This is a genomic window from Comamonas flocculans (genome assembly GCF_007954405.1).
GTDB lineage: Bacteria > Pseudomonadota > Gammaproteobacteria > Burkholderiales > Burkholderiaceae_C > Comamonas_C > Comamonas_C flocculans.
In genome coordinates this window covers 2,112,901-2,131,749 of sequence record NZ_CP042344.1, presented here as the reverse complement: position 1 = coordinate 2,131,749, position 18,849 = coordinate 2,112,901, and the positions used below count along the sequence as shown (strand labels likewise).

General features: G+C 69.6%; 21 protein-coding genes and 1 pseudogene. 15 read left to right on the top strand and 7 right to left on the bottom strand.

What is annotated here, in order from left to right; genetic code table 11:
- Positions 1 to 5 precede the first annotated feature (5 nt).
- Positions 6 to 200: pseudogene (locus tag FOZ74_RS10245) on the bottom strand (BrnT family toxin); the annotation flags it as partial.
- 60 nt (positions 201 to 260) lie between these two features.
- Positions 261 to 671: a type II toxin-antitoxin system ParD family antitoxin gene (locus FOZ74_RS16510; protein WP_146912970.1), complete on the bottom strand. Its 411-nt coding sequence runs from the start codon at positions 669 to 671 to the stop codon at positions 261 to 263.
- 52 nt (positions 672 to 723) lie between these two features.
- On the opposite strand from FOZ74_RS16510, the gene FOZ74_RS16075 reads away from it, so the two are divergent.
- Positions 724 to 882, top strand: a complete 159-nt coding sequence (locus tag FOZ74_RS16075) for a hypothetical protein (protein WP_186764576.1) — start codon at positions 724 to 726, stop codon at positions 880 to 882.
- A 32-nt stretch (positions 883 to 914) separates the two neighbouring features.
- Here FOZ74_RS16075 and FOZ74_RS10235 read toward each other — a convergent pair whose 3' ends face one another.
- Entirely contained in the window at positions 915 to 1,919 is a 1,005-nt protein-coding gene (locus FOZ74_RS10235) for a porin (protein ID WP_146912969.1), read from the bottom strand.
- 197 nt (positions 1,920 to 2,116) lie between these two features.
- Positions 2,117 to 2,566, bottom strand: coding sequence for an OsmC family protein (locus FOZ74_RS10230; protein ID WP_146914169.1), 450 nt, complete (start codon positions 2,564 to 2,566; stop codon positions 2,117 to 2,119).
- A gap of 135 nt (positions 2,567 to 2,701) precedes the next feature.
- On the opposite strand from FOZ74_RS10230, the gene ilvA reads away from it, so the two are divergent.
- A complete protein-coding gene (gene ilvA, locus FOZ74_RS10225) occupies positions 2,702 to 4,267 on the top strand; it encodes a threonine ammonia-lyase, biosynthetic (protein WP_146912968.1) in 1,566 nt (521 codons plus the stop codon).
- Between the two features lie 142 nt (positions 4,268 to 4,409).
- Here ilvA and FOZ74_RS10220 read toward each other — a convergent pair whose 3' ends face one another.
- Positions 4,410 to 4,892, bottom strand: coding sequence for a type II secretion system protein N (locus tag FOZ74_RS10220; protein WP_146912967.1), 483 nt, complete (start codon positions 4,890 to 4,892; stop codon positions 4,410 to 4,412).
- Positions 4,893 to 5,011: 119 nt separating this feature from the next.
- On the opposite strand from FOZ74_RS10220, the gene gspG reads away from it, so the two are divergent.
- The 10 genes from gspG to FOZ74_RS10170 are packed head-to-tail and all read left to right on the top strand — an operon-like array spanning position 5,012 to position 14,129.
- Positions 5,012 to 5,389: a type II secretion system major pseudopilin GspG gene (gene gspG / locus FOZ74_RS10215; RefSeq protein ID WP_255437852.1), complete on the top strand. Its 378-nt coding sequence runs from the start codon at positions 5,012 to 5,014 to the stop codon at positions 5,387 to 5,389.
- The gene (locus FOZ74_RS10210; RefSeq protein ID WP_146912966.1) at positions 5,364 to 5,852 is read left to right on the top strand and encodes a type II secretion system protein; all 489 of its coding nucleotides are present in this window, start codon (positions 5,364 to 5,366) and stop codon (positions 5,850 to 5,852) included. Before gspG ends, FOZ74_RS10210 begins: the two co-directional genes overlap by 26 nt.
- Before the next feature lie 5 nt (positions 5,853 to 5,857).
- A complete protein-coding gene (gene gspI, locus FOZ74_RS10205; RefSeq protein ID WP_146912965.1) occupies positions 5,858 to 6,211 on the top strand; it encodes a type II secretion system minor pseudopilin GspI in 354 nt (117 codons plus the stop codon).
- Positions 6,211 to 6,906, top strand: a complete 696-nt coding sequence (locus FOZ74_RS10200) for a PulJ/GspJ family protein (protein WP_146912964.1) — start codon at positions 6,211 to 6,213, stop codon at positions 6,904 to 6,906. The genes gspI and FOZ74_RS10200 overlap by 1 nt, the downstream gene beginning before the upstream one ends.
- A 41-nt stretch (positions 6,907 to 6,947) precedes the next feature.
- Positions 6,948 to 7,901: a type II secretion system minor pseudopilin GspK gene (gene gspK / locus FOZ74_RS10195; RefSeq protein WP_146914167.1), complete on the top strand. Its 954-nt coding sequence runs from the start codon at positions 6,948 to 6,950 to the stop codon at positions 7,899 to 7,901.
- Positions 7,898 to 9,118 (top strand): type II secretion system protein GspL, encoded by a 1,221-nt coding sequence (gene gspL / locus FOZ74_RS10190; protein ID WP_146912963.1) that lies wholly within the window; start codon positions 7,898 to 7,900, stop codon positions 9,116 to 9,118. The genes gspK and gspL overlap by 4 nt, the downstream gene beginning before the upstream one ends.
- Entirely contained in the window at positions 9,115 to 9,606 is a 492-nt protein-coding gene (locus tag FOZ74_RS16355; RefSeq protein ID WP_146912962.1) for a type II secretion system protein M, read from the top strand. Before gspL ends, FOZ74_RS16355 begins: the two co-directional genes overlap by 4 nt.
- On the top strand, positions 9,603 to 10,397 hold the full coding sequence (gene gspN / locus FOZ74_RS10180; protein ID WP_255437564.1) for a type II secretion system protein N: 795 nt from the start codon (positions 9,603 to 9,605) through the stop codon (positions 10,395 to 10,397). Before FOZ74_RS16355 ends, gspN begins: the two co-directional genes overlap by 4 nt.
- A gap of 4 nt (positions 10,398 to 10,401) precedes the next feature.
- Positions 10,402 to 12,735, top strand: a complete 2,334-nt coding sequence (gene gspD / locus FOZ74_RS10175) for a type II secretion system secretin GspD (RefSeq protein WP_146912960.1) — start codon at positions 10,402 to 10,404, stop codon at positions 12,733 to 12,735.
- Between the two features lie 5 nt (positions 12,736 to 12,740).
- Positions 12,741 to 14,129 (top strand): GspE/PulE family protein, encoded by a 1,389-nt coding sequence (locus tag FOZ74_RS10170; RefSeq protein WP_146912959.1) that lies wholly within the window; start codon positions 12,741 to 12,743, stop codon positions 14,127 to 14,129.
- Between the two features lie 235 nt (positions 14,130 to 14,364).
- On the opposite strand, the gene FOZ74_RS10165 is transcribed toward FOZ74_RS10170, so the two are convergent.
- Complete coding sequence (locus FOZ74_RS10165) at positions 14,365 to 14,853, bottom strand: YbhB/YbcL family Raf kinase inhibitor-like protein (RefSeq protein WP_146912958.1); 489 nt, start codon at positions 14,851 to 14,853, stop codon at positions 14,365 to 14,367.
- Between the two features lie 80 nt (positions 14,854 to 14,933).
- Here FOZ74_RS10165 and FOZ74_RS10160 point away from each other — a divergent pair, with 80 nt between their 5' ends.
- The 3 genes from FOZ74_RS10160 to FOZ74_RS10150 are packed head-to-tail and all read left to right on the top strand — an operon-like array spanning position 14,934 to position 18,107.
- Positions 14,934 to 15,932, top strand: coding sequence for an LLM class flavin-dependent oxidoreductase (locus tag FOZ74_RS10160; protein ID WP_146912957.1), 999 nt, complete (start codon positions 14,934 to 14,936; stop codon positions 15,930 to 15,932).
- Positions 15,933 to 15,959: 27 nt separating this feature from the next.
- Positions 15,960 to 17,183, top strand: coding sequence for a type II secretion system inner membrane protein GspF (gspF, locus tag FOZ74_RS10155; protein WP_146912956.1), 1,224 nt, complete (start codon positions 15,960 to 15,962; stop codon positions 17,181 to 17,183).
- Positions 17,184 to 17,189: 6 nt separating this feature from the next.
- A complete protein-coding gene (locus FOZ74_RS10150; RefSeq protein WP_146912955.1) occupies positions 17,190 to 18,107 on the top strand; it encodes a 5'-nucleotidase in 918 nt (305 codons plus the stop codon).
- A gap of 91 nt (positions 18,108 to 18,198) precedes the next feature.
- Here FOZ74_RS10150 and FOZ74_RS10145 read toward each other — a convergent pair whose 3' ends face one another.
- Positions 18,199 to 18,657 (bottom strand): hypothetical protein, encoded by a 459-nt coding sequence (locus FOZ74_RS10145; protein WP_146912954.1) that lies wholly within the window; start codon positions 18,655 to 18,657, stop codon positions 18,199 to 18,201.
- Positions 18,658 to 18,849 lie beyond the last annotated feature (192 nt).

Sequence of the window (18,849 nt, the reverse complement as noted above, 5' to 3'; positions counted from 1 at the left end):
GCAAACGCCACGAACATTGCCCGGCCATCCACCCGGCCCGCCGCAATGTGGCGGCTCTCGGTCGGTTTGGTGTGCTTCAGGTCAGGCGCAACGCGCGCTTGACCTTCAAGAAATAGCCGTTCGATTTCTTCACGGGAAACCCCATGCTTCCCGCACTTCGGCCGGTTACCTCTGTCCCAATCAAACCCGCCGATTTTCATGGTTTATTGTAGATGAATGTCTACACAATTGGAAGGTGTTCAAGGCCGTTTCCTCAAATGTCATCGTTCCTGTCCCGCCAGGCCGCCAGGCCGTTCAACCTTCCGTATCCACTCTACCTGGTACAGCAACCCGGAAATATCGAAACATGAAACCGCGTCTTCGCACCCATGGCGGCGTTGCAAATCCTCGCGATAGCTACGGCCTTCGCCAGCGGAGACAGCCGGTACGGCTTGGCCATTGCGCGCATGCATGCGGCGCAGAAATGCGTCGCTATCAAACAAGCGCGGCTCGCCAGACTCAAGACCGGCGTTCAAGGCATCTTGCAGTGCCTTCACCTTGGATTCGTGTTCTTCCAGCAAGCGCAAACCTGCCCTGATGACATCGCTGGCAGAGCCATGGCACCCATCTTGCACTTGAGCTTCGATGAAGCCGGTGAAATGCTGCCCGAGGAATACGGACGGGTTTCGCATGGGTGCCCCTCTGGAACAGCACTCAATACATACCCATGATTGGTATCGAGCCATGGCTGATCGCTTCGGCAAACGCCTTGTCTGCCTTGGCCTGCGCTACGCCCGCAGTCCCGCCATGGCTAACGCAGACAGCGACTTTCACCTGGCTATTGCGCCGAAGAATGCGGGACGCAGCCACGCAAAAAAGCCGCCCGAAGGCGGCTTTGACTGATTCAGGCGCTGCCCGTGGGGGCAGCGGCGTCATCAGAAGTTGTGGCGCAGGCCCACACCGTAGTTGTTGGTGCCGTCCAGCTTCAGGTAAGCAGCGTACGCGAAGGTGCGCTTGGACAGGCTGTACTTGCCTTCGAGCAGAACGTTGGTGAACTTGTGACCATAAACACCAGTGACCTCGTTCTTGGTGTCGCGGGTCAGGTCCAGCGTGACGGAAGCGGGGCCGAAGTTGGCCGTGCCACCGATCGCAAAACCACGACGGCGATATTCAGTACCAGCGGCATTAACCCCGATGTTGTGATACGAAGCAGCCACCACGAATTGGCCGAAGTTGTACTTGCCGCCCAAAGCGAAGTTGGTCGGCTGATCCTTCGTCTTGTTCACGCCCAAGCTGGCGGCGATCGGGCCATTGGCGTAGATCAAGTTGGCATCCCACTTGGCATTGCCACTGTTGTCATCCTTGAAAACGTAGCCCAACGTTCCGGAAAAACCACCGAAATTCGGCGTCTTGTACTGGAACAGGCTGCTGGAACGCGGGCCAATACCAGTGAAGCTGTAGGTATTGCCAATCACCGAATAGTTGGCGGTGCCGGTCAGTTCATAAGTAGCCAGAGCAAAGAAGGACGGGTTCAGCGTACGGCCCATCAAGAAGGTACCCCAGCCACCACCGACGTACATGTTGGCGGCACGGCCCCAGAAACCACCACCCGAACCCTTGGCTTCCCCGTCCTTGAGCGAGAGACCCGATTCAAAATTGAAACCAGCCTTCAGACCGCCACCCAGATCTTCCACACCGCGCACGCCCAGACGGCTATTGCCGTTGTTCATCGTGTCGGCGGAGGACATGCCGGTCCGGCTGGTCTTGTCCGCACCCAGCGCCCAAGCAGCGAGCGTACCCGCGCCAGTGCCAGGACCGCCAACATAGGTTTGAGCACGTGCCAAACCAGCGTCGGCCACGCCATACAACGTCACCGACGATTGCGCCATCGCAAAGCCCGAAGCGCCCAAGACTGCCAAGGCAATCAGAGATTTTTTCATTACCAATACTCCAAGGTTAAATAGAAGGCTCCGGCCTGAAAGACTTTGTCCATGCGAGCACTGCCTCGCCGGGCCAACCTCCTGGTGGGGAAGTTCTACGTATTGCAACAGAGACCGGGCGGATAAGCAAAGCAAATCGCCTCGAAAGCGGCCACTGCCACGGGTTCTGTTGTTCAATGACAACAACCCGCCGCAGCTCAGGACTCGCGCAGTTCAAAGCCGGTGGTGATTTGCGCCGTGCCCGAGAGCATGGCCAGCGCCGAACAGTACTTTTCGTGGCTGAGCTGCACCGCGCGCTGCACCGCCTCGCGCGGCAGCTGGCGCCCGGTGACGGTGAACTGCAGGTGGATGCGCGTGAACACCTTGGGGTCGGTGCTGGCGCGCTCGGCCTTCAGGTGCACGCTGCAGCCGCGCACGTCGTGGCGGCCGCGGCGCAGGATCAGCACCACGTCGTAGGCGCTGCAGCCGCCGGTGCCCGCCAACACGGTCTCCAGCGGACGCGGGGCCAGGTTCAGGCCGCCGTGTTCGGGGCGCTCGGCGTCGGGCGCGCCGTCCATGTTGAGGATGTGGCCGCTGCCGGTCTCCGCGACGAAGCCCATGCCCGAGCGCGGGCCCGCAGCGCCCGTCCAGCTGACGGTGCATTCCACCATGGCAAGTTTCCTTTCGACGTGATCGGCGCGACGCGGCGCAAGGCCGCCATTGTCCCACCGCCCCTGCGGCGCCCGCCCGCCGGGGCGCGAGGCCTATGATTGCCGGTTTTGCCGCCCCTGCACCGACCGCCCATGGCCCCAGCGCTCACCCCCTTCGACTACCTGACCCGGATATTGACCGCACGGGTGTACGACGTGGCGATCGAGTCGGCGCTGCAGCCGGCCAAGGCGCTGTCGCGGCGCCTGCACAACAAGGTGCTGCTCAAGCGCGAGGACCAGCAGCCGGTGTTTTCCTTCAAGCTGCGCGGGGCCTACAACAAGATGGCCAGGCTCACGCCCGAGCAACTGGCCAAGGGGGTGATCTGCGCCTCGGCCGGCAACCACGCCCAGGGGGTGGCGCTGAGCGCCGCGCGCATGAACGCCCGTGCGGTGGTCGTGATGCCGACCACCACGCCCCAGGTCAAGATCGACGCAGTGAAGAACCTGGGCGCCGAGGTGCTGCTCAGCGGCGAGAGCTATTCGGACGCCTACGAGGAGGCGGTGCGCCTGCAGCGCCAGCAGCAGCTGACCTTCATTCACCCTTTCGACGACCCGGACGTGATCGCCGGCCAGGGCACGATCGCGATGGAGATCCTGCAACAGGTGCAGCAGCTGGGCAGCAGCCGGCTCGACGCCATCTTCGTGCCCATAGGCGGCGGCGGCTTGATCGCCGGCGTCGCCAACTACGTCAAGGCCGTGAATCCCGAGGTCAAGGTGATCGGCGTGCAGATGAGCGATTCCGACGCCATGGCCCAATCGGCCGATGCGCGCAAGCGCGTGCAGTTGCAGGACGTGGGTCTGTTTTCCGACGGCACCGCGGTCAAGCTGGTGGGCAAGGAAACCTTTCGCATCGCCAGCGCGCTGGTGGACGAGTACGTGCGCGTCGATACCGACGCGGTGTGCGCGGCGATCAAGGACATCTTCATCGACACGCGCAGCATCGTCGAGCCCGCCGGCGCGCTGGGCGTGGCGGCCATCAAGCAGTACGTGGCCGCGCACAAGCGCCGTGGCGAGACCTATGCGGCCATCCTCTCGGGCGCGAACATGAATTTCGGACGCCTGCGCTTCGTGGCCGAGCGTGCCGAGGTCGGCGAAGAGAAAGAGGCGCTGTTCGCGGTCACCATCCCCGAAGAGCGCGGCAGCTTCAAGCGCTTTTGCGAAGTGGTCGGCGCGCTGCCGGGCGGGCCGCGCAGCGTGACGGAATTCAACTACCGCATCAGCGACCCGCAGCGCGCGCACGTCTTTGTCGGCCTGTCCACCCACAGCCGCGGCGAATCGGAAAAAATCGCCCGCTCCTTCGAGAAGAACGGCTACGCGGCGCTGGACCTGACGCACGACGAAATGGCCAAGGAGCACCTGCGCCACCTGGTCGGCGGGCATTCCAGCCTGGCACGCAACGAGCGGTTGATGCGCTTCACCTTCCCCGAGCGGCCGGGTGCGCTGTTCAAGTTCCTGAGCCTGATGGCGCCGGCCTGGAACATCTCGCTGTTCCACTACCGCAACCAGGGCGCGGACTATGGCCGCATCCTCGTGGGCATGCAGGTGCCGGCACAGGACAGCGCGGCGTTCGATGCGTTCTTGAAGGCGCTGGGCTATCCGTATATCGAAGAGACGCAAAACCCGGCCTATCGCCTGTTTCTGGAGGCCAACGGGCACTGAGCCTGGTTGGGTCCTTGTCCCTTTGGGGAGAGGATGAGCGGGGGAGCAAGACGGTGCTCGGGCTGGCTCCTCGCCCCTTTGGGGAGAGGCTGGGAGAGGGGCTGCCCGATCGCAGCAGGGGGCATGAATGCGCCGCTGGCCCTCAGCCCTTCCCTCTGCCTGGGGGCGAGGGGGAAAGAGAAGGAGAAGGGCGCGGCAGCTCCAGCGTCATCGTGGCCGCGCCATCGAGTGCCGCGCCCAGCCGGGCCTCGCGCGCGCCGAGCGACTGCACGACCAGGCCGGGCGCGACCTGAGCCCCCACCCGATACGGCTTGGCCGGCTTGTCGCCCACGGCGATCAAGGCCGCGCCCTGCCCGCTGCGCGTGCCCGCCAGCACGCCGCGCAGCACCAGATGGGCGGACTCGGGTTCGGCGGCGTCCGAAACCACGGCCGGGCTGGCGCCCAGCAGACGTGCCAGCGCGGCGGCGTCCACCGCCGGTGGCTCGGCGGCGGCCACGGGCACCGGCGCGACGGCGGGCGCGCGCGCGAGCCGGATCGCCCACCAGGCAAGGCTGGCGCCGCACAGCAGCCACAAGCCCAGCGTGGCAAGGCGCAGGCTCCAGGGGTGGCGGGCAGGGGCGGACATGGGCCCATTATCATTGAGCGGCTTGCCATTTTTCATCCTGCCGAAAGAGCCCTTCCGTGCCCCTGTCTTCCATTTCTGGCCGCTTGCGCCGCGCTGCGGGCTTCACCCTGATCGAGCTGATGGTGGTGCTGGTCATCATCGGGGTGCTGGCCGCGCTCATCGTGCCCAATGTGCTGGACCGTGCCGACGACGCGCGCGAGACGGCCGCGCGCACCGACGTGACCAACCTCATGCAGGCGCTCAAGCTCTACAAGCTGGACAACCTGCGCTATCCCACCGGCGAACAAGGCCTGCAGGCCCTGGTGAGCAAGCCGACCGCCGCACCGGTGCCGCCCAACTGGCGCCCCTATCTGGAAAAATTGCCCACCGACCCCTGGAAGAACCCCTACCAGTACCTGAACCCGGGCATCAAGGGCGAGGTGGATGTGATGTCCTTCGGCGCGGACGGCCAGCCCGGTGGCGAGGGCAAGAATGCGGACATCGGCAGCTGGCAATAGCGGCACCTGCGTACGTACGCCGCGCACCGCGTCCCGCCCCGCCAGGGGCTTGCGCGGCTTCACGCTGCTGGAGCTGCTGGTGGTCGTGGCCATCATCGCGGTAGCCAGCGTGGGCGTGGGTTTTGCGCTCGGCGACACGGGCCGCCACGCGCTTGAGCGCGAAGGCGAGCGCCTCGCGGCGCTGCTGGAGTCGGCGCGGGCGCAGTCGCGCGCCTCGGGCAATGCGGTGCGCTGGCGTGCCGAGCCGGGCGGCTTTCGCTTCGAGGGCCTGACTGGCGAGCCGCTGCCCCGGCACTGGCTGCAGGCGCAGACCCGGGTGTTGACGCCGGCGCCGCTGTGGCTCGGGCCGGAGCCGCTGATCGGTCCGCAGGAGGTGCTGATCGTCAACCCCGAACTGCCCGGACAGACGGTGCGCGTGGCCAGCGACGGACTGCGCCCCTTTGCCGCGCACGCGCTGCATTGAAGTCCATGCGCGCACGCGGCTTCACGCTGGTGGAGGTGCTGGTGGCGCTGGGCATCGTGGCGATTGCGCTGCTGGCCGGCTCGCAGGCCAGCAATGCGCTGGTGCGCAACAGCGCGCGCCAGACCGACATCACGCTGGCCCATGTCTGCGCCGAGAACGCGCTGGTGGCGGTGCGCCTGTCGCGTCAGATGCCCTCGCTGGGCGACAGCAGCGGGCCCTGCGTGCAGGCCGGGCGCGACTATCTGGTGCAGTTGCAGGTCACGCCCACGCCCAATCCGCAGTTTCGCCGCGTGGATGCGCAGGTTTTTCAGGCCAAAAACCCGGTTTTGCGCCTGTCCACCATCGTGGGACGCTATTGATGAAGGAGCGCGCCGGACCCTCTCCCGGCGGCTTCACGCTGGTGGAGCTGCTGGTGGCGATCGCGGTGCTGGCGCTGCTGGCCGTGGTCAGCTGGCGCGGGCTCGACGCCATGGTGCGCGCGCAGCAGCAGACGGGCGCGCACACCGACGCGGTGCTGACGCTGCAGACCGTGCTCGACCAGTGGGAGACCGACCTGAACGCGGTGCAGACCCTGGAGCACACCACCCCCATCGCCTGGGACGGCCAGCTGCTGCGCCTGACGCGGCGCAGCCCGCAAGCCGAGGACCCGGGCCTGCGCGTGGTGGCCTGGGCGCTGCGCAGCGTGGATGGCAGCGACCAGTGGCTGCGCTGGCAGTCGCCGCCCGTGGCCACGGCCGCGCAGTGGCAGCAGGCCTGGGACCAGGCGGCGCTCTGGGCGCGCACCCCGAGCGCGCAGACGCGCCGCGGCGAAACCGTGTTGCTGCCGCTGGCCGGCTGGCAGCTGTTCTTCTATCGCGAGGGCGCCTGGGCCAACGCCTTGTCCAGTGCCAGCGCGCCGCGGCCGGTGGACGGCGGCGCGCAGCCGGTGGCCACCCCCGCGGTGACCCTGCCCGAGGGCGTGCGCCTGCAGATCACGCTGGCACCGGGCGGCGCGCTCAGCGGCCAGATCACGCGCGACTGGGTCAACCCGACGCTGGGAGGCAACAAGTCGTGAACGCGCGGCGCGACCAGCGCGGCGCGGCGCTGCTCACCGCGATGCTGGTGGTCACCCTGGTTGCGGCCTTCGCCGCCAGTGCGCTATGGCAGCAATGGCGCGCGGTGCAGGTGGAGGCGGCCGAGCGCGCGCGCGTGCAGTCGGCCTGGATCCTGGTGGGCGCGCTGGACTGGGCACGGCTGATCCTGCGCGAAGACTCGCTGGCACGCGGCGACGGCACGGACAACCTGAGCGAGCCCTGGTCGGTGCCGCTGGAAGAAGCGCGCCTGTCCACCTTTCTTGCGGCCCAGCATGGCGCGGTGAGCGACGCCAGCACCGACGTGGCCGATGCCTTCCTCTCGGGCGAGATCATCGACCAGCAGGGCCTGCTGAACCTGCGCAATCTGGCCCAGGGCAACGCGGTGGACCCGGTGGCGCTGCGCCAGTTCGCGCGGCTGTTCTCCTACCTGGGGCTGGACACCGCGCTGCTCGATCGGATCGCCCGGCACATGGTGCAGGCCACGCGCGGCGACACCGGCGGCGAAGCGGCCGCGGCCGCGCCGCTGCTGCCCCAGACCCTGCAGCAACTGGCCTGGTGGGGCGTGCCCGCGCCGGTCGTGCGCCAGCTTGCGCCCTACGCCACCATCCTGCCGGTGCGCACGCGGCTGAACCTCAACACCGCCAGCGCCGTGCTGCTGTGGGCCGGCATGGACGGCATTTCCATGGCCGACGCGCAGCAGCTCGCGCAGCAACGCCAGGCGCGCTATTTCACCCGCGTGAGCGACGCCGCCAGCGCGCTCGGCAAGCCCGACGCGGTGCGCGTGGACGTGCACGACGTGGCCTCCAGCTACTACGAGGTGCGCGGGCGGCTGCGGCTGGAGGACGTGGTAGTGCAGGAACGCTCGCTGGTGTTCAAGCAGCGCGGCGCGGCGCGCACCCTCTGGCGCGAGCGCGGCGGCTGGCCGCAGGACGCGGGCACCCCCGCACCTACAATGCCCGACCTGCCCCCGCCATGAGCACGCTGATCGTTCCCCTGCCGCCCGAGTCGCCCGGGCCCAGCACCGAGCTGGGCTATGTGCTGACGGACGATGGCTATGGCGCCGCACGCACCGGCCAGTGCACCGCGGCCCTGCTGCCCGCGCCGGGGCGCACCGGCGAAACCGTCGCCGTGGTGCCGCTGTCGCGCCTTTCCTGGCAGCGCGTGACGCTGCCGCAGGGCACGCTGGGCCAGGCGCAGCGTCTGCGCACGGTGCTGGAGGGCCTGCTCGAAGAGCAGCTGCTCGATGAGCCGGCGCTGCTGCATTTTGCGCTGCAACCCGAGGCCGCCACCGGCACGCCGATCTGGGTGGCGGTGTGCGAGCGCGCCTGGCTGCAGGGCGCGCTGCAGGCGCTGGAAGCCGCCGGCCACCGCGTGGCCCGCGTCGTGCCTGCCTGGGCGCCCGGGCCCACCGCCAGCGGGCAGATGGAATGCACCGTCGTCGGCGAGCCCGAGCACGCCATGGCCGTGCTCACCGGCATGGGCGAGAACCTGGCCCTGGGCCAGCTGCCCCTGCACGCGCCGGCGCTGCGCAGCCTGCTGCAGCCGCAAACGCCGCTGCGCGCCGAGCCCGCCGTGGCCGAACTGGCCGAGCGCGTGCTCGAACGCAGCGCCGCCCTGCTGCCGCGCGCCGAGGCCTTGCTGGCCGCTGCGCGCGGCTCCTGGAACCTGGCGCAGTTCGACCTCGCGCGCAACCGCCGCCAGCGCACGCGCCGCTGGCTGGGCGCGGGCGTCAGCGCGCTGCTGCATGCGCGGCAGTGGCGCGCCGCACGCTGGGCGCTGGTGCTGCTGGTGGCCTTGCAGCTGCTGGCGCTGAACCTCTGGGCCTGGCAGGACGCGCGCGGGCTGCGCCAGCGCCAGGAGGCCACGCGCAAGCTGCTCACCCAGACCTTCCCCCAGGTCAAGCTGGTGGTCGACGCGCCGGTGCAGATGCAGCGCGAGGTGGACGAGCTGCGCCGCGCCTCCGGTGCGCTGGCGCCGGGCGACTTCGAGGCCCTGCTCGCCATGGCCGCCGCCGTGCTGGCGCCGGGGCAGGTGCCCAGCGGCATCGACTACGGCCAGGGGCGGCTGCGCCTGGCAGGCCTCTCGCTCAGCGAGGAACAGCTCGGCGCGGCGCGCCAGCAGCTGGCGGCAGCGGGCCTGCAGCTCGGCCGCGAAGACCAGGCGCTGGTGCTGCAACTGCGGGGCGCTCCATGAAGGCACTGGCTTCCGCTCGCAGCGCCTGGGGCGCACTGGCGCCGCGCGAGCGCACGCTGGTGCGCGCGGCGCTGGGCGTGGTGCTGCTGGGGCTGCTCTGGGGCCTGCTGCTGGCGCCGCCGCTCAAGGCCTTGCGCAGCTCGGCCGAGCGCCATGCGCGCGTGGATGCGCAATGGCAGCAGATGCAGCAGCTGCAGGCCCAGGCTGAGCAGCTCAAGGCCGCGCCGCGCCAGGACGAGGTCGATGCCCCCGCGCAATTGCGCCAGAGCAGCCAGGCGCTGCTCGGCGCGGGTGCCACGCTCAGCATCAGCGCGGGGCGCGCCACCGTGGTCCTGACCGACGTGCCCGCCGCCGCGCTGGCCTCATGGCTGGCTCAGCTGCGCGCCAGCGCCCAGGCACTGCCCGAGCAGGTGCAGCTGAAACAGGTGCCGGGCGACGAGGCACCGCGCTGGAGCGGCAGCGTCGTCCTGACCCTGCCCGCGCCGTGACGAGCACCCGCGCGAACGCCGCGCCGCGCCCGCCCTGGAGCTGGGCCGGCCTGGGTCTGACCTTGGGGGTGTTGGCCGTGCTCGTGCTGCAGCCCCCCGCGCACTGGCTCGCGGCCGCGCTGGAGCGCGCCAGCGCCGGACAGCTGCGCCTGACGGCGAGCGAGGGCACGCTCTGGAGCGGCTCGGCACAGCTGCAATTGACCGGCGGCCAGGGCAGCCACGACGCGCTGGCCCTGCCCGGGCGCGTGCACTGGCAGATCCGGCCCGCATGGGCCGGCGCGCGGCTGCAGCTGCGCCTGGACTGCTGCACGCCCACGCCGCTGCAGGCGCGCCTGCGCCTGGGCTGGGGCACGGCGCAAGTACAGGTGGGCGACGGCCAGAGCCTGTGGCCGGCCGCGCTGCTCGCGGGCCTGGGCACGCCCTGGAACACGGTGCAGCTGCGCGGCCAGCTGGCGCTGGACACCAGCGCGCTGGAGCTCGCCTGGGCGCGCGGGCGCATGGAGCTTTCCGGCACGGCGCAGCTCGAGCTGCGCCACATCTCCTCGCGCCTGTCGACGCTGCAGCCCATGGGCAGCTACCGGCTGGTGCTCAGCGGCGGCGCTGCCCCGCGCCTGACGCTCTCCACGCTGGAAGGCGCGCTGCGCCTGTCCGGCAGCGGCCAATGGGTGGGCCAGCGCCTGCGTTTTGCCGGCGAAGCCACGGCGGCGCCGGGCAGCGAGGCGCAGCTGGCCAACCTGCTCAATATCATTGGGCGGCGCAGCGGTGCGCGCTCCGTCATCACGATTGGTTGAATCCATGTACTTCCGGCCTCTGCCGATTCTGCGGCAAACTATTTTTTTAATAGCTGCTTGCGCTTTGTGGACGGGCGCTTGGGGCCAAAATCATTCAAAAACCGCCAGAGCGGCGGGCAGCGTGCAGGCCAGCGAGCCGGTGACGCTGAATTTCGCCAACGCCGACATCGAGGCGGTGGCGCGCACCATGGCCACCATCACCGGACGCAACGTGGTGGTGGACCCGCGGGTGAAGGGCCAGCTCACGCTCTCGACGGAAAACCCGGTGCCGCCGATGCAGGCCTTCAACCAGTTCCTGGCGGCGCTGCGCCTGCAGGGCTACACGGTGGTCGAGTCCGGCGGCCTGTACAAGGTGGTGCCCGAAGCCGACGCCAAGCTGCAGACCGGCACGGTGAGCGTCTCGCCGGGCGGCGGCAGGGGCGTGGCCGCGGGCGGGCAGATCGTCACGCAGATCTTCAAGCTCAATTTCGAGAGCGCCAACAACCTGGTGCCGGTGCTGCGCCCCCTGATCAGCCCGAACAACACCATCAACGCCAACCCCGGCAACAACTCGCTGGTGATCACCGACTATGCGGACAACCTGCAGCGCATCGCGCGCATCATCGCCGCGATGGACGTGGCGCACGCCACCGACCTGGAGGTGATGCCGCTGCGCCACGCGATCGCCTCCGAGCTGGCGCCGCTGGTGGCGCGCCTGATCGAAGGCGGCACGCCCACGTCCTCCACGCCCGGTGCACCCGCGGCGGTGCAGGCCCAGGCGGACACCGCGTTCAAGACCACGCTGCTGGCCGAGCCACGCAGCAACGCCCTGATCGTGCGCGCAGCCAATCCGGCGCGCCTGGCGCAGGTGCGTGCGCTGGTGGCGCAGCTGGACCAGCCGGCCATCAGCACCAGCGGCGCCGCCAGCGGCAACATCCACGTGGTCTATCTGAAGAACGCCGACGCGGTGCGCCTGGCCACCACGCTGCGCGCCGCGCTGGCGGCCGAGGCCCCCGGGCACGAGGGCGCAGGCGGCGGTATCCCGGCCAGCACCCCGAGCACCGGCGCCGCCCGTCTGCGCGGCGCCGGCGGCCTGGGCGCGGCAGGCATCGGCGCCGCGTCCGGCCTGGGCGCGTCGTCCGCCGGCGGCCTGGGCAGCAACGCGGCGGCGGGCGGCGCGGGCGCCCCGCCCGAAGCCATCTCCACCGGCGGCATCATCCAGGCCGACCCGGCGACCAATTCGCTCATCATCACCGCGCCCGAGCCGCTGTTTCGCCAGATCCGCGCCGTCATCGACAAGCTCGACGGGCGGCGCGCGCAGGTGCTGATCGAGAGCCTGATCGTCGAGGTGAGCGCCAACAAGGTGGCCGAATTCGGCATCCAGTGGCAGGGCGTGCTCGGGCGCTACGGCGGCACCCTGGGGCTGCTGGGCACCAACTCGGGCGTGGGCGGCACCAACATCCTGGACCTGGCGCTGGCCGCGGCCAGCGGCGACGCCAGCACGCTGGCCGAAGCCCGCCCGAACGCGGGTTTCAACCTGGCGGTGGCGCCGCGCATCAACGGCAAGTACTACCTGGGGGCGCTGGCCAACTTCCTGGAAAACAGCGGCAGCGCCAACGTGCTGTCCACGCCCAACCTGCTGACGCTGGACAACGAGGAGGCGCAGATCATCGTCGGCGAGAACGTGCCCTTCCCCACCGGCCAGTACACCAATACCGGCGGCAACAACGGCTCGGTCAACCCCTTCACCACGGTGGACCGCAAGGACGTGGGCCTGATGCTGCGCGTGCGCCCGCAGATCAACGAGAACGGCACCGTCAAGCTCACGCTCTACCAGGAAGTCTCCAACGTGGACAAGTCCACGCTCTCCAGCCCCTACGGACCTTCGACCAACAAGCGCTCGATCGAATCGACGGTGCTGGTGGACGACGGCAACATCATCGTGCTCGGCGGCCTGCTCGAAGACGCGTATTCGCTGGGCGAGGACAAGGTGCCGGTGCTGGGCGACGTGCCGGTGGTGGGCAACCTGTTTCGCAGCGAATCGCGCACGCGCCAGAAGTCCAACCTGATGATCTTCCTGCGCCCCGTGGTGGTGCGCGACAGCAGCACCAGCGACACCCTGGTGATGGACCGCTACGAAGCCATCCGCGCACTGCAGCAGGCCACCCAGCCCGAGCAGCGCGCGGTGCTGCGCAGCGTGAGCGACGCTCCGGTGCTGCCGCCGCTGCCCGCCGGCGCGGCCGCGGGCGTGCCGCTGCCACTGCCCCCGGCCGGCATGCCGGCCGCCGCACCGCCCGCCGAAGCTGCGCCCGCCGCGCAGCAGATGCCGCTCGCAGGCGACCTGCCACCCAGCCCCTGAGTGCGATGCGCCACCCCCTGCCCTATGCCTTTGCGCGCGCCAACCAGCTGCTGCTGGAAGACGACGGCCAGCAGCTGCTGCTGTGGCACGGCCCCGAGCCCGGCGCCGCCGCCCTGTCGGAGGTGATGCGCAAGCACGCCGTCGCCCAGCTGCTGCCCCTGCCGGCGCCCGAGCTGGCCCAGCGCATCAGCGCGGCCTATGCGCAAAGCGAATCGAGCGCCGCCACGGTGGTGAGCGAGGTGGAGGGCGAGGCCGACCTGTCGCGCATGATGCAGGAGCTGCCCGCGGTGGAGGACCTGCTGGAGAGCGCGGGCGACGCGCCCATCATCCGCATGCTCAACGCCCTGCTCACGCAGGCGGCGCGCGACGGCGCGAGCGACATCCACATCGAGCCCTACGAGCGCCATTCCAGCGTGCGCTTTCGCGTCGACGGCCAGCTGCGCGAGGTGGTGCAGCCCAACCGCGCGCTGCACGCGGCGCTGATCAGCCGCCTGAAGATCATGGCGGACCTGGACATTGCCGAAAAACGCCTGCCGCAGGACGGGCGCATCAGCCTGCGCCTGGGCACGCGCGCCATCGACGTGCGCGTCTCCACCCTGCCCAACGCCCACGGCGAGCGCGCGGTGCTGCGGCTGCTGGACAAGAGCGAGAGCAAGCTGAGCCTGGAGGCCGTGGGCATGCAGGGCGAGGTGCTGGCGCGCTTTACGCACCTGATCGCCCAGCCGCACGGCATCCTGCTGGTGACCGGGCCCACGGGCTCGGGCAAGACGACGACGCTGTACGCCGCGCTCTCGCGGCTGGACGCGGCGCACGCCAACATCATGACGGTGGAAGACCCGATCGAGTACGAGCTGCCAGGCGTGGGCCAGACGCAGGTGAACGCGCGCATCGAGCTCACCTTCGCCAAGGCGCTGCGCGCCATCCTGCGCCAGGACCCGGACGTGATCATGATCGGCGAGATCCGCGACTTCGAGACCGCGCAGATCGCCATCCAGGCCAGCCTCACCGGCCACCTGGTGCTGGCCACGCTGCACACCAACGACGCGGCCAGCGCCGTCACCCGGCTGATCGACATGGGGGTGGAGCCCTTTCTGCTTTCCTCATCGCTGCTGGGCGCGCTGGCCCAGCGCCTGGTGCGCAAGCTGTGCACGCAGTGCCACGGCGCGGGCTGCGAAGCCTGCGGGCAGACGGGCTACCAGGGCCGCACGGGGGTGTTCGAACTGCTGACGGTGGACGATGCGATCCGCGGCCTGGTGCACCGCCAGGCCGGCGAGGCCGAAATCCGCGCGCAGGCGCAGGCCGCGGGCATGCAGCTGATGCGCGAGGACGCCGAGCGGCTGATCGCCAGCGGCATCACCAGCCGCGAAGAGGTGCTGCGCGTGACGCGCGATTAGCCCCTTGAGGGCAAGTCTGTACCACCGGAGCCTTGGGTTTCAGCCACCGCCGCTGGCCCCCACCCCCGCCCTCCCCCAAAGGGGGAGGGAGCAAAACCGGCGCAGCCAGTCACCTTTGCCACTTTGGGGGAAAGAGTGCAAAACCGGCACAGCCGACCGCCCTCGCCCCTTTGGGGAGAGGGAGGGGTGAGGGGCTTGCGCGGCATGCAAAGAGCGGCCACGGCGGCGCCCGCGATCAGCGCTCGTACTGCGCGGTGAGTCTTGCCTCGCCCAGCCGGGCAAAGTGGATCATGAAGCCCACGTAGGCCGCCGACGCATCGTCAGGCACATCGAGCTTGTCCACGTTCAGCGCATGCAGCGTGAAGACGTAGCGGTGCGGGCCATGGCCGGGAGGCGGCGCGGCGCCACCGTATTCCTTGCTGCCAAAGTCGGTGCGACCCTGCTTCGCCCCGGCAGGCAGCGCGCCGCCCGGGTTGCCCGCGCCGCGCGGCAGGCCGGCGCAATCCGCCGGGATGTCGTAGACCACCCAGTGCCACCAGCCCGAGCCGGTGGGCGCGTCGGGGTCGTACATCGTCAAGGCAAAGCTCTTCGTGCCCTCGGGCACGCCGCTCCAGGCCAGTTGCGGCGAGACGTTGTCGCCGCCCGCGCCCATGGCGCTGTGCACGAAGGTCCTGGCCAGCGTCTGCTGCTCGGCCACGTCGCTGCTGCTCAATACCAATCCCATGGTCCATCTCCGTTGTGCATGCAATGGCCATTATCGGCAGGCCCGCCCAACCCATGCGGGCCCCGGCACAATCTGCAGCCATGAAGACTCCGAAACTCTCCATGCTGGACCTGGTGGCGGTGCGCGAAGGCGGCACGCCCGCCGAGGCGATCGCCACCACCGTGCGCACCGCCCGCAAGGCTGAGCAACTGGGCTTTGCCCGCTACTGGCTGGCCGAACACCACAACATGCCGGGCATCGCAAGCTCGGCCACCGCGGTGCTCGTGGGCCATGTGGCCGGGCAGACCGCGCGCATTCGCGTCGGCTCGGGCGGGGTGATGCTGCCCAACCACGCGCCGCTGGTGGTGGCCGAAGCCTTCGGCACGCTGGCCAGCCTCTACCCCGGGCGCATCGACCTCGGCCTCGGGCGCGCGCCCGGCACCGACCGCGCCACCATGCGCGCGCTGCGCCGCGACCGCGTGGAGACCGAAGCGGACTTTCCGCGCGACGTGGCCGAGCTGCAGCGCCTGCTCGGGCCGGCGCAGCCGGGGCAGGCGATTACCGCGGTGCCTGGCGCGGGCACCGAGGTGCCGATCTGGCTGCTGGGTTCGAGCCTGTTTTCCGCCCAGCTGGCGGCCGAGAGGGGACTGCCCTACGCCTTTGCATCGCATTTCGCGCCGCGCCTGCTGCTGCCCGCGCTGGAGCTGTACCGCCGCCAGTTCCGCCCGTCCAAGGTGCTGGCAAAGCCCTACACCCTCATCGGCGTACCGCTGGTGGCCGCGCCCACGGACGAAGAGGCCGAGCTGCTGGCCAGCAGCATCCAGCAGCGCGTGCTGGGCATAGTCACCGGCCGGCGCGGCCTGCTGGCGCCGCCGGTGCCCGGCTTCATGGCCAGCCTGGGCGAGGCCGAACGTTCGGCGATCGCGGACTTCCTGGCGCTGGCCGTGATCGGCGGCCCGGACACGGTGCGCGAGGGCTTTGCCGCCATCGCCCGGGCCACGCAGGCCGACGAATTCATGCTGAGCTGCGACGTCTTCGAGCCGGCGCTGCGCCTGCGCTCGCTGGAGATCGCGGCGCAGGCACTGGGCGCGGGCGATTGAGTCCGCACAATCAGCATCGGTCTTTCCATGCCTGCCTTTTCCTTTGAAGCCCTGGACAGCGAAGGCCGCGTGCGCCGCGGCACGCTGGAGGCCGACACCGCGCGCGCCGCACGCAGCCTGTTGCGCGCGCAGGCGCTGGTGCCGCTGGAGGTGGGCACGCTGCAGGGGCAGGACGGCGCCGCGCCGACGCTGCTCCAGCGTCTGCTCACCCGGCCGGTGTTCAACAGCACCACGCTGGCGGTGTGGACGCGCCAGCTTGCCGGGCTGGTCGGCTCGGGCCTGCAACTGGAGCGCGCGCTCACCGCGCTGGCCGACGAGGCCGAGGACGAGCGCCAGCGCCAGCTGCTGGCCACCCTGCGCGCCGAGGTCAACGCCGGCAGCCCCTTTGCCCGGGCGCTGGCGCAGTTTCCGCGCGAGTTCTCGCCCATCTACTGCGCGGTGATCGGCGCAGGCGAGGCCAGCGGCGGCCTGGCGCAGGTGCTCGAGCGCCTGGCCGACGACCTGGAAGAGCGCCAGCAGCTGCGCGGCAAGCTCATCGGGGCGGCGCTGTACCCGGCCATCGTCACCGTGGTGGCGATCGCCATCGTGCTGTTCCTGGTGGGCTATGTCGTGCCCCAGGTGGCCAGCGTGTTTGCCGGCAGCAAGCGTGCGCTGCCCCTGCTCACGGTGGTGATGCTCGCGATCAGCGACTTCGTGCGCGACTATGGCTGGCTGGTGCTGATTGCTATTGCGGCGATAGCTCTCAGCGCCCGCCTGGCCTTGAAAAATGCCGGTTTTCATCAGAAATTCGATGCCTGGTGGCTCAGGCTGCCGGTGGTCGGGCGCCTTGCGCGCGGCTACAACGCAGCGCGTTTTGCCGGCACCCTGGGGATGCTCGCCGGCGCCGGAGTTCCCATCCTCAAGGCCCTGCAGGCGGCGGCCGAGACCCTGTCCAATCGGGCGCTGCGCGCCGATGCGCTCGAGGCCGTGGTGCTGGTGCGCGAGGGCGCGCCCCTCGCTTCGGCGCTGGCGCGCACGCGGCGCTTTCCTTCGCTGCTGGCGATGTTCGCGCGCCTGGGCGAGCAGACCGGGCAATTGCCCCTCATGCTGGAGCGCGCCGCACGCCAGATGGGCGCCGAGGTACAGCGGCGCGCGCTGCAGCTGGCCACCATCCTGGAGCCGCTGCTCATCGTCGCCATGGGCCTGGTCGTGATGCTCATCGTGCTGGCGGTGCTGCAGCCCATCATCGAGCTCAACCAGTTCGTCAAGTAGAAGACCATGGCAAGCACCCTGAGCGGCAAGCTCGTCGTCGCGATCTCCTCGCGCGCGCTGTTCGACTTCGAGGAAGAAAACCGCCTGTTCGAGACCGGCGACGAGGCCAAGTACATGCACTACCAGCTCGAACACGTGCAGCAGCCGCCCGGCCCGGGCGTGGCCTTTGCGCTGGTCAAGAAGCTGCTGGCCTTCAACACCAGCGAAGCCCAGCGCGTGGAGGTCGTCATGCTCTCGCGCAACGACCCGGCCAGCGGGCTGCGCGTCTTCGCCTCGGCCCAGGCGGCGGGCATGCGCATCGAGCGCGGCGTGTTCACGCGCGGCCGCGACCCCTTCGGCTACCTGCGCCCGCTCGGCGCCCACCTGTTTCTTTCGGCCAATGCGGCGGACGTGCAGCAGGCGCTTTCCATGGGCTACCCGGCCGCGCGCGTGCTGACCGAGTCGCGGCCCGCGGGCGCGCACTATCCGCTGGAAGTGCGCATTGCCTTCGATGGCGACGCGGTGCTGTTTTCCGACGAAGCCGAGCTTGTCTACCAGCAGGGTGGCCTGCCCGCCTTCGTGCAGCACGAAACCGAACTGGCCACCACCCCGCTGGCCGGCGGCCCTTTCAAGCCGCTGCTGGCGGCGCTGCACCACCTGCAGCAGCAGGCCCAGGCCTCGCAGACCATGCGCATCCGCACCGCGCTGGTCACCGCCCGCAGCGCTCCGGCGCACGAGCGTGCGGTGCGCACCCTGCTCGACTGGGGCATCACGGTGGACGAGGCGATGTTCCTCGGCGGCCTGGAAAAAGGCCCTTTCCTGCGCGAGTTCGAGCCGGACTTTTTCTTTGACGACCAGCGCAGCCATGTGCTGAGCGCCGCCCGGCATGTGCCGGTCGGCCACGTGGGCGCCCTGCAGCCGGCGGCCAGGCAAGAAAAAGGGTAGCGCAAAGGCTACCCTGGTACGGAAAAGAAAACCGCGCCCTCCCCACCAGGCGTGCGCGGAAAGCGCGGCCCTGCGGCCGGCGCTCAGGCCGTCACAGACCGCCCGAGCGCTTGACCGAGGGGTCGGCGTAGGTCAGCGGCTGCTCGCGCGGCGGCGGCGCCACCTGCTGGTTCAGCCTGTCGGTGAGCGTGGTCTGGTTCATCTCCTCGGCGATCTGCACCGCCTGGCCGCTGGCACGCCACATCGATTGCACGATGTCGATGAGCTGCTGGTACAGCGGCGGCTCGCGCGGCGGCGGCTCTTCGACCTTGGGCTTTTCCTTCTCGGTTTCGGCCAGGGTCCAGTCGCGCTGCACCGGCTCGGGCACGCCGGCCTTTTCGGACAGGCGCACGATGGCGCCGCCGCCCAGCGCGTCCGTGGATTCGACCGCGTTGGCGGGGTTGATCGGGCGCACGGGCACCGCGCCAGAAGCGCCTGTGGAGTACAGGTCGCTCTGCGGACGCAGTTGCGTCCACTGCGCGGCACTTCGGTCTACAGGTGATAGTGGCATGGCGTGCTCCTTGAGGGCGGCAGCGACCAGCAGATACAGCTAGCACTACGTCGTACCTGCATAACGGCAAACAAAAGGGCAAATAAAGGCTATTTTGTCTTTTGTTACAAATTAGTCTCCCTCGGCCCTCGCTCAAGGGGAAGGTGTTTGAGCATCAAATCCGGCTCAAACCCTTTGTCCTATTGCACAAAC

Coding starts and splice junctions, on each gene's coding strand:
- gspF (WP_146912956.1), top strand. CDS start 15,960: ATGCCTGCCTTTTCCTTTGAAGCCCTGGACAGCGAAGGCCGCGTGCGC.
- FOZ74_RS10170 (WP_146912959.1), top strand. CDS start 12,741: ATGCGCCACCCCCTGCCCTATGCCTTTGCGCGCGCCAACCAGCTGCTG.
- FOZ74_RS10145 (WP_146912954.1), bottom strand. CDS start 18,657: ATGCCACTATCACCTGTAGACCGAAGTGCCGCGCAGTGGACGCAACTG.
- gspG (WP_255437852.1), top strand. CDS start 5,012: ATGGTGGTGCTGGTCATCATCGGGGTGCTGGCCGCGCTCATCGTGCCC.
- FOZ74_RS10235 (WP_146912969.1), bottom strand. CDS start 1,919: ATGAAAAAATCTCTGATTGCCTTGGCAGTCTTGGGCGCTTCGGGCTTT.
- FOZ74_RS10210 (WP_146912966.1), top strand. CDS start 5,364: ATGCGGACATCGGCAGCTGGCAATAGCGGCACCTGCGTACGTACGCCG.
- FOZ74_RS16510 (WP_146912970.1), bottom strand. CDS start 671: ATGCGAAACCCGTCCGTATTCCTCGGGCAGCATTTCACCGGCTTCATC.
- FOZ74_RS10200 (WP_146912964.1), top strand. CDS start 6,211: ATGAAGGAGCGCGCCGGACCCTCTCCCGGCGGCTTCACGCTGGTGGAG.
- FOZ74_RS10220 (WP_146912967.1), bottom strand. CDS start 4,892: ATGTCCGCCCCTGCCCGCCACCCCTGGAGCCTGCGCCTTGCCACGCTG.
- FOZ74_RS10150 (WP_146912955.1), top strand. CDS start 17,190: ATGGCAAGCACCCTGAGCGGCAAGCTCGTCGTCGCGATCTCCTCGCGC.
- gspK (WP_146914167.1), top strand. CDS start 6,948: ATGCTGGTGGTCACCCTGGTTGCGGCCTTCGCCGCCAGTGCGCTATGG.
- gspD (WP_146912960.1), top strand. CDS start 10,402: ATGTACTTCCGGCCTCTGCCGATTCTGCGGCAAACTATTTTTTTAATA.
- ilvA (WP_146912968.1), top strand. CDS start 2,702: ATGGCCCCAGCGCTCACCCCCTTCGACTACCTGACCCGGATATTGACC.
- gspI (WP_146912965.1), top strand. CDS start 5,858: ATGCGCGCACGCGGCTTCACGCTGGTGGAGGTGCTGGTGGCGCTGGGC.
- FOZ74_RS16075 (WP_186764576.1), top strand. CDS start 724: ATGGCTGATCGCTTCGGCAAACGCCTTGTCTGCCTTGGCCTGCGCTAC.
- FOZ74_RS16355 (WP_146912962.1), top strand. CDS start 9,115: ATGAAGGCACTGGCTTCCGCTCGCAGCGCCTGGGGCGCACTGGCGCCG.
- gspL (WP_146912963.1), top strand. CDS start 7,898: ATGAGCACGCTGATCGTTCCCCTGCCGCCCGAGTCGCCCGGGCCCAGC.
- FOZ74_RS10165 (WP_146912958.1), bottom strand. CDS start 14,853: ATGGGATTGGTATTGAGCAGCAGCGACGTGGCCGAGCAGCAGACGCTG.
- FOZ74_RS10160 (WP_146912957.1), top strand. CDS start 14,934: ATGAAGACTCCGAAACTCTCCATGCTGGACCTGGTGGCGGTGCGCGAA.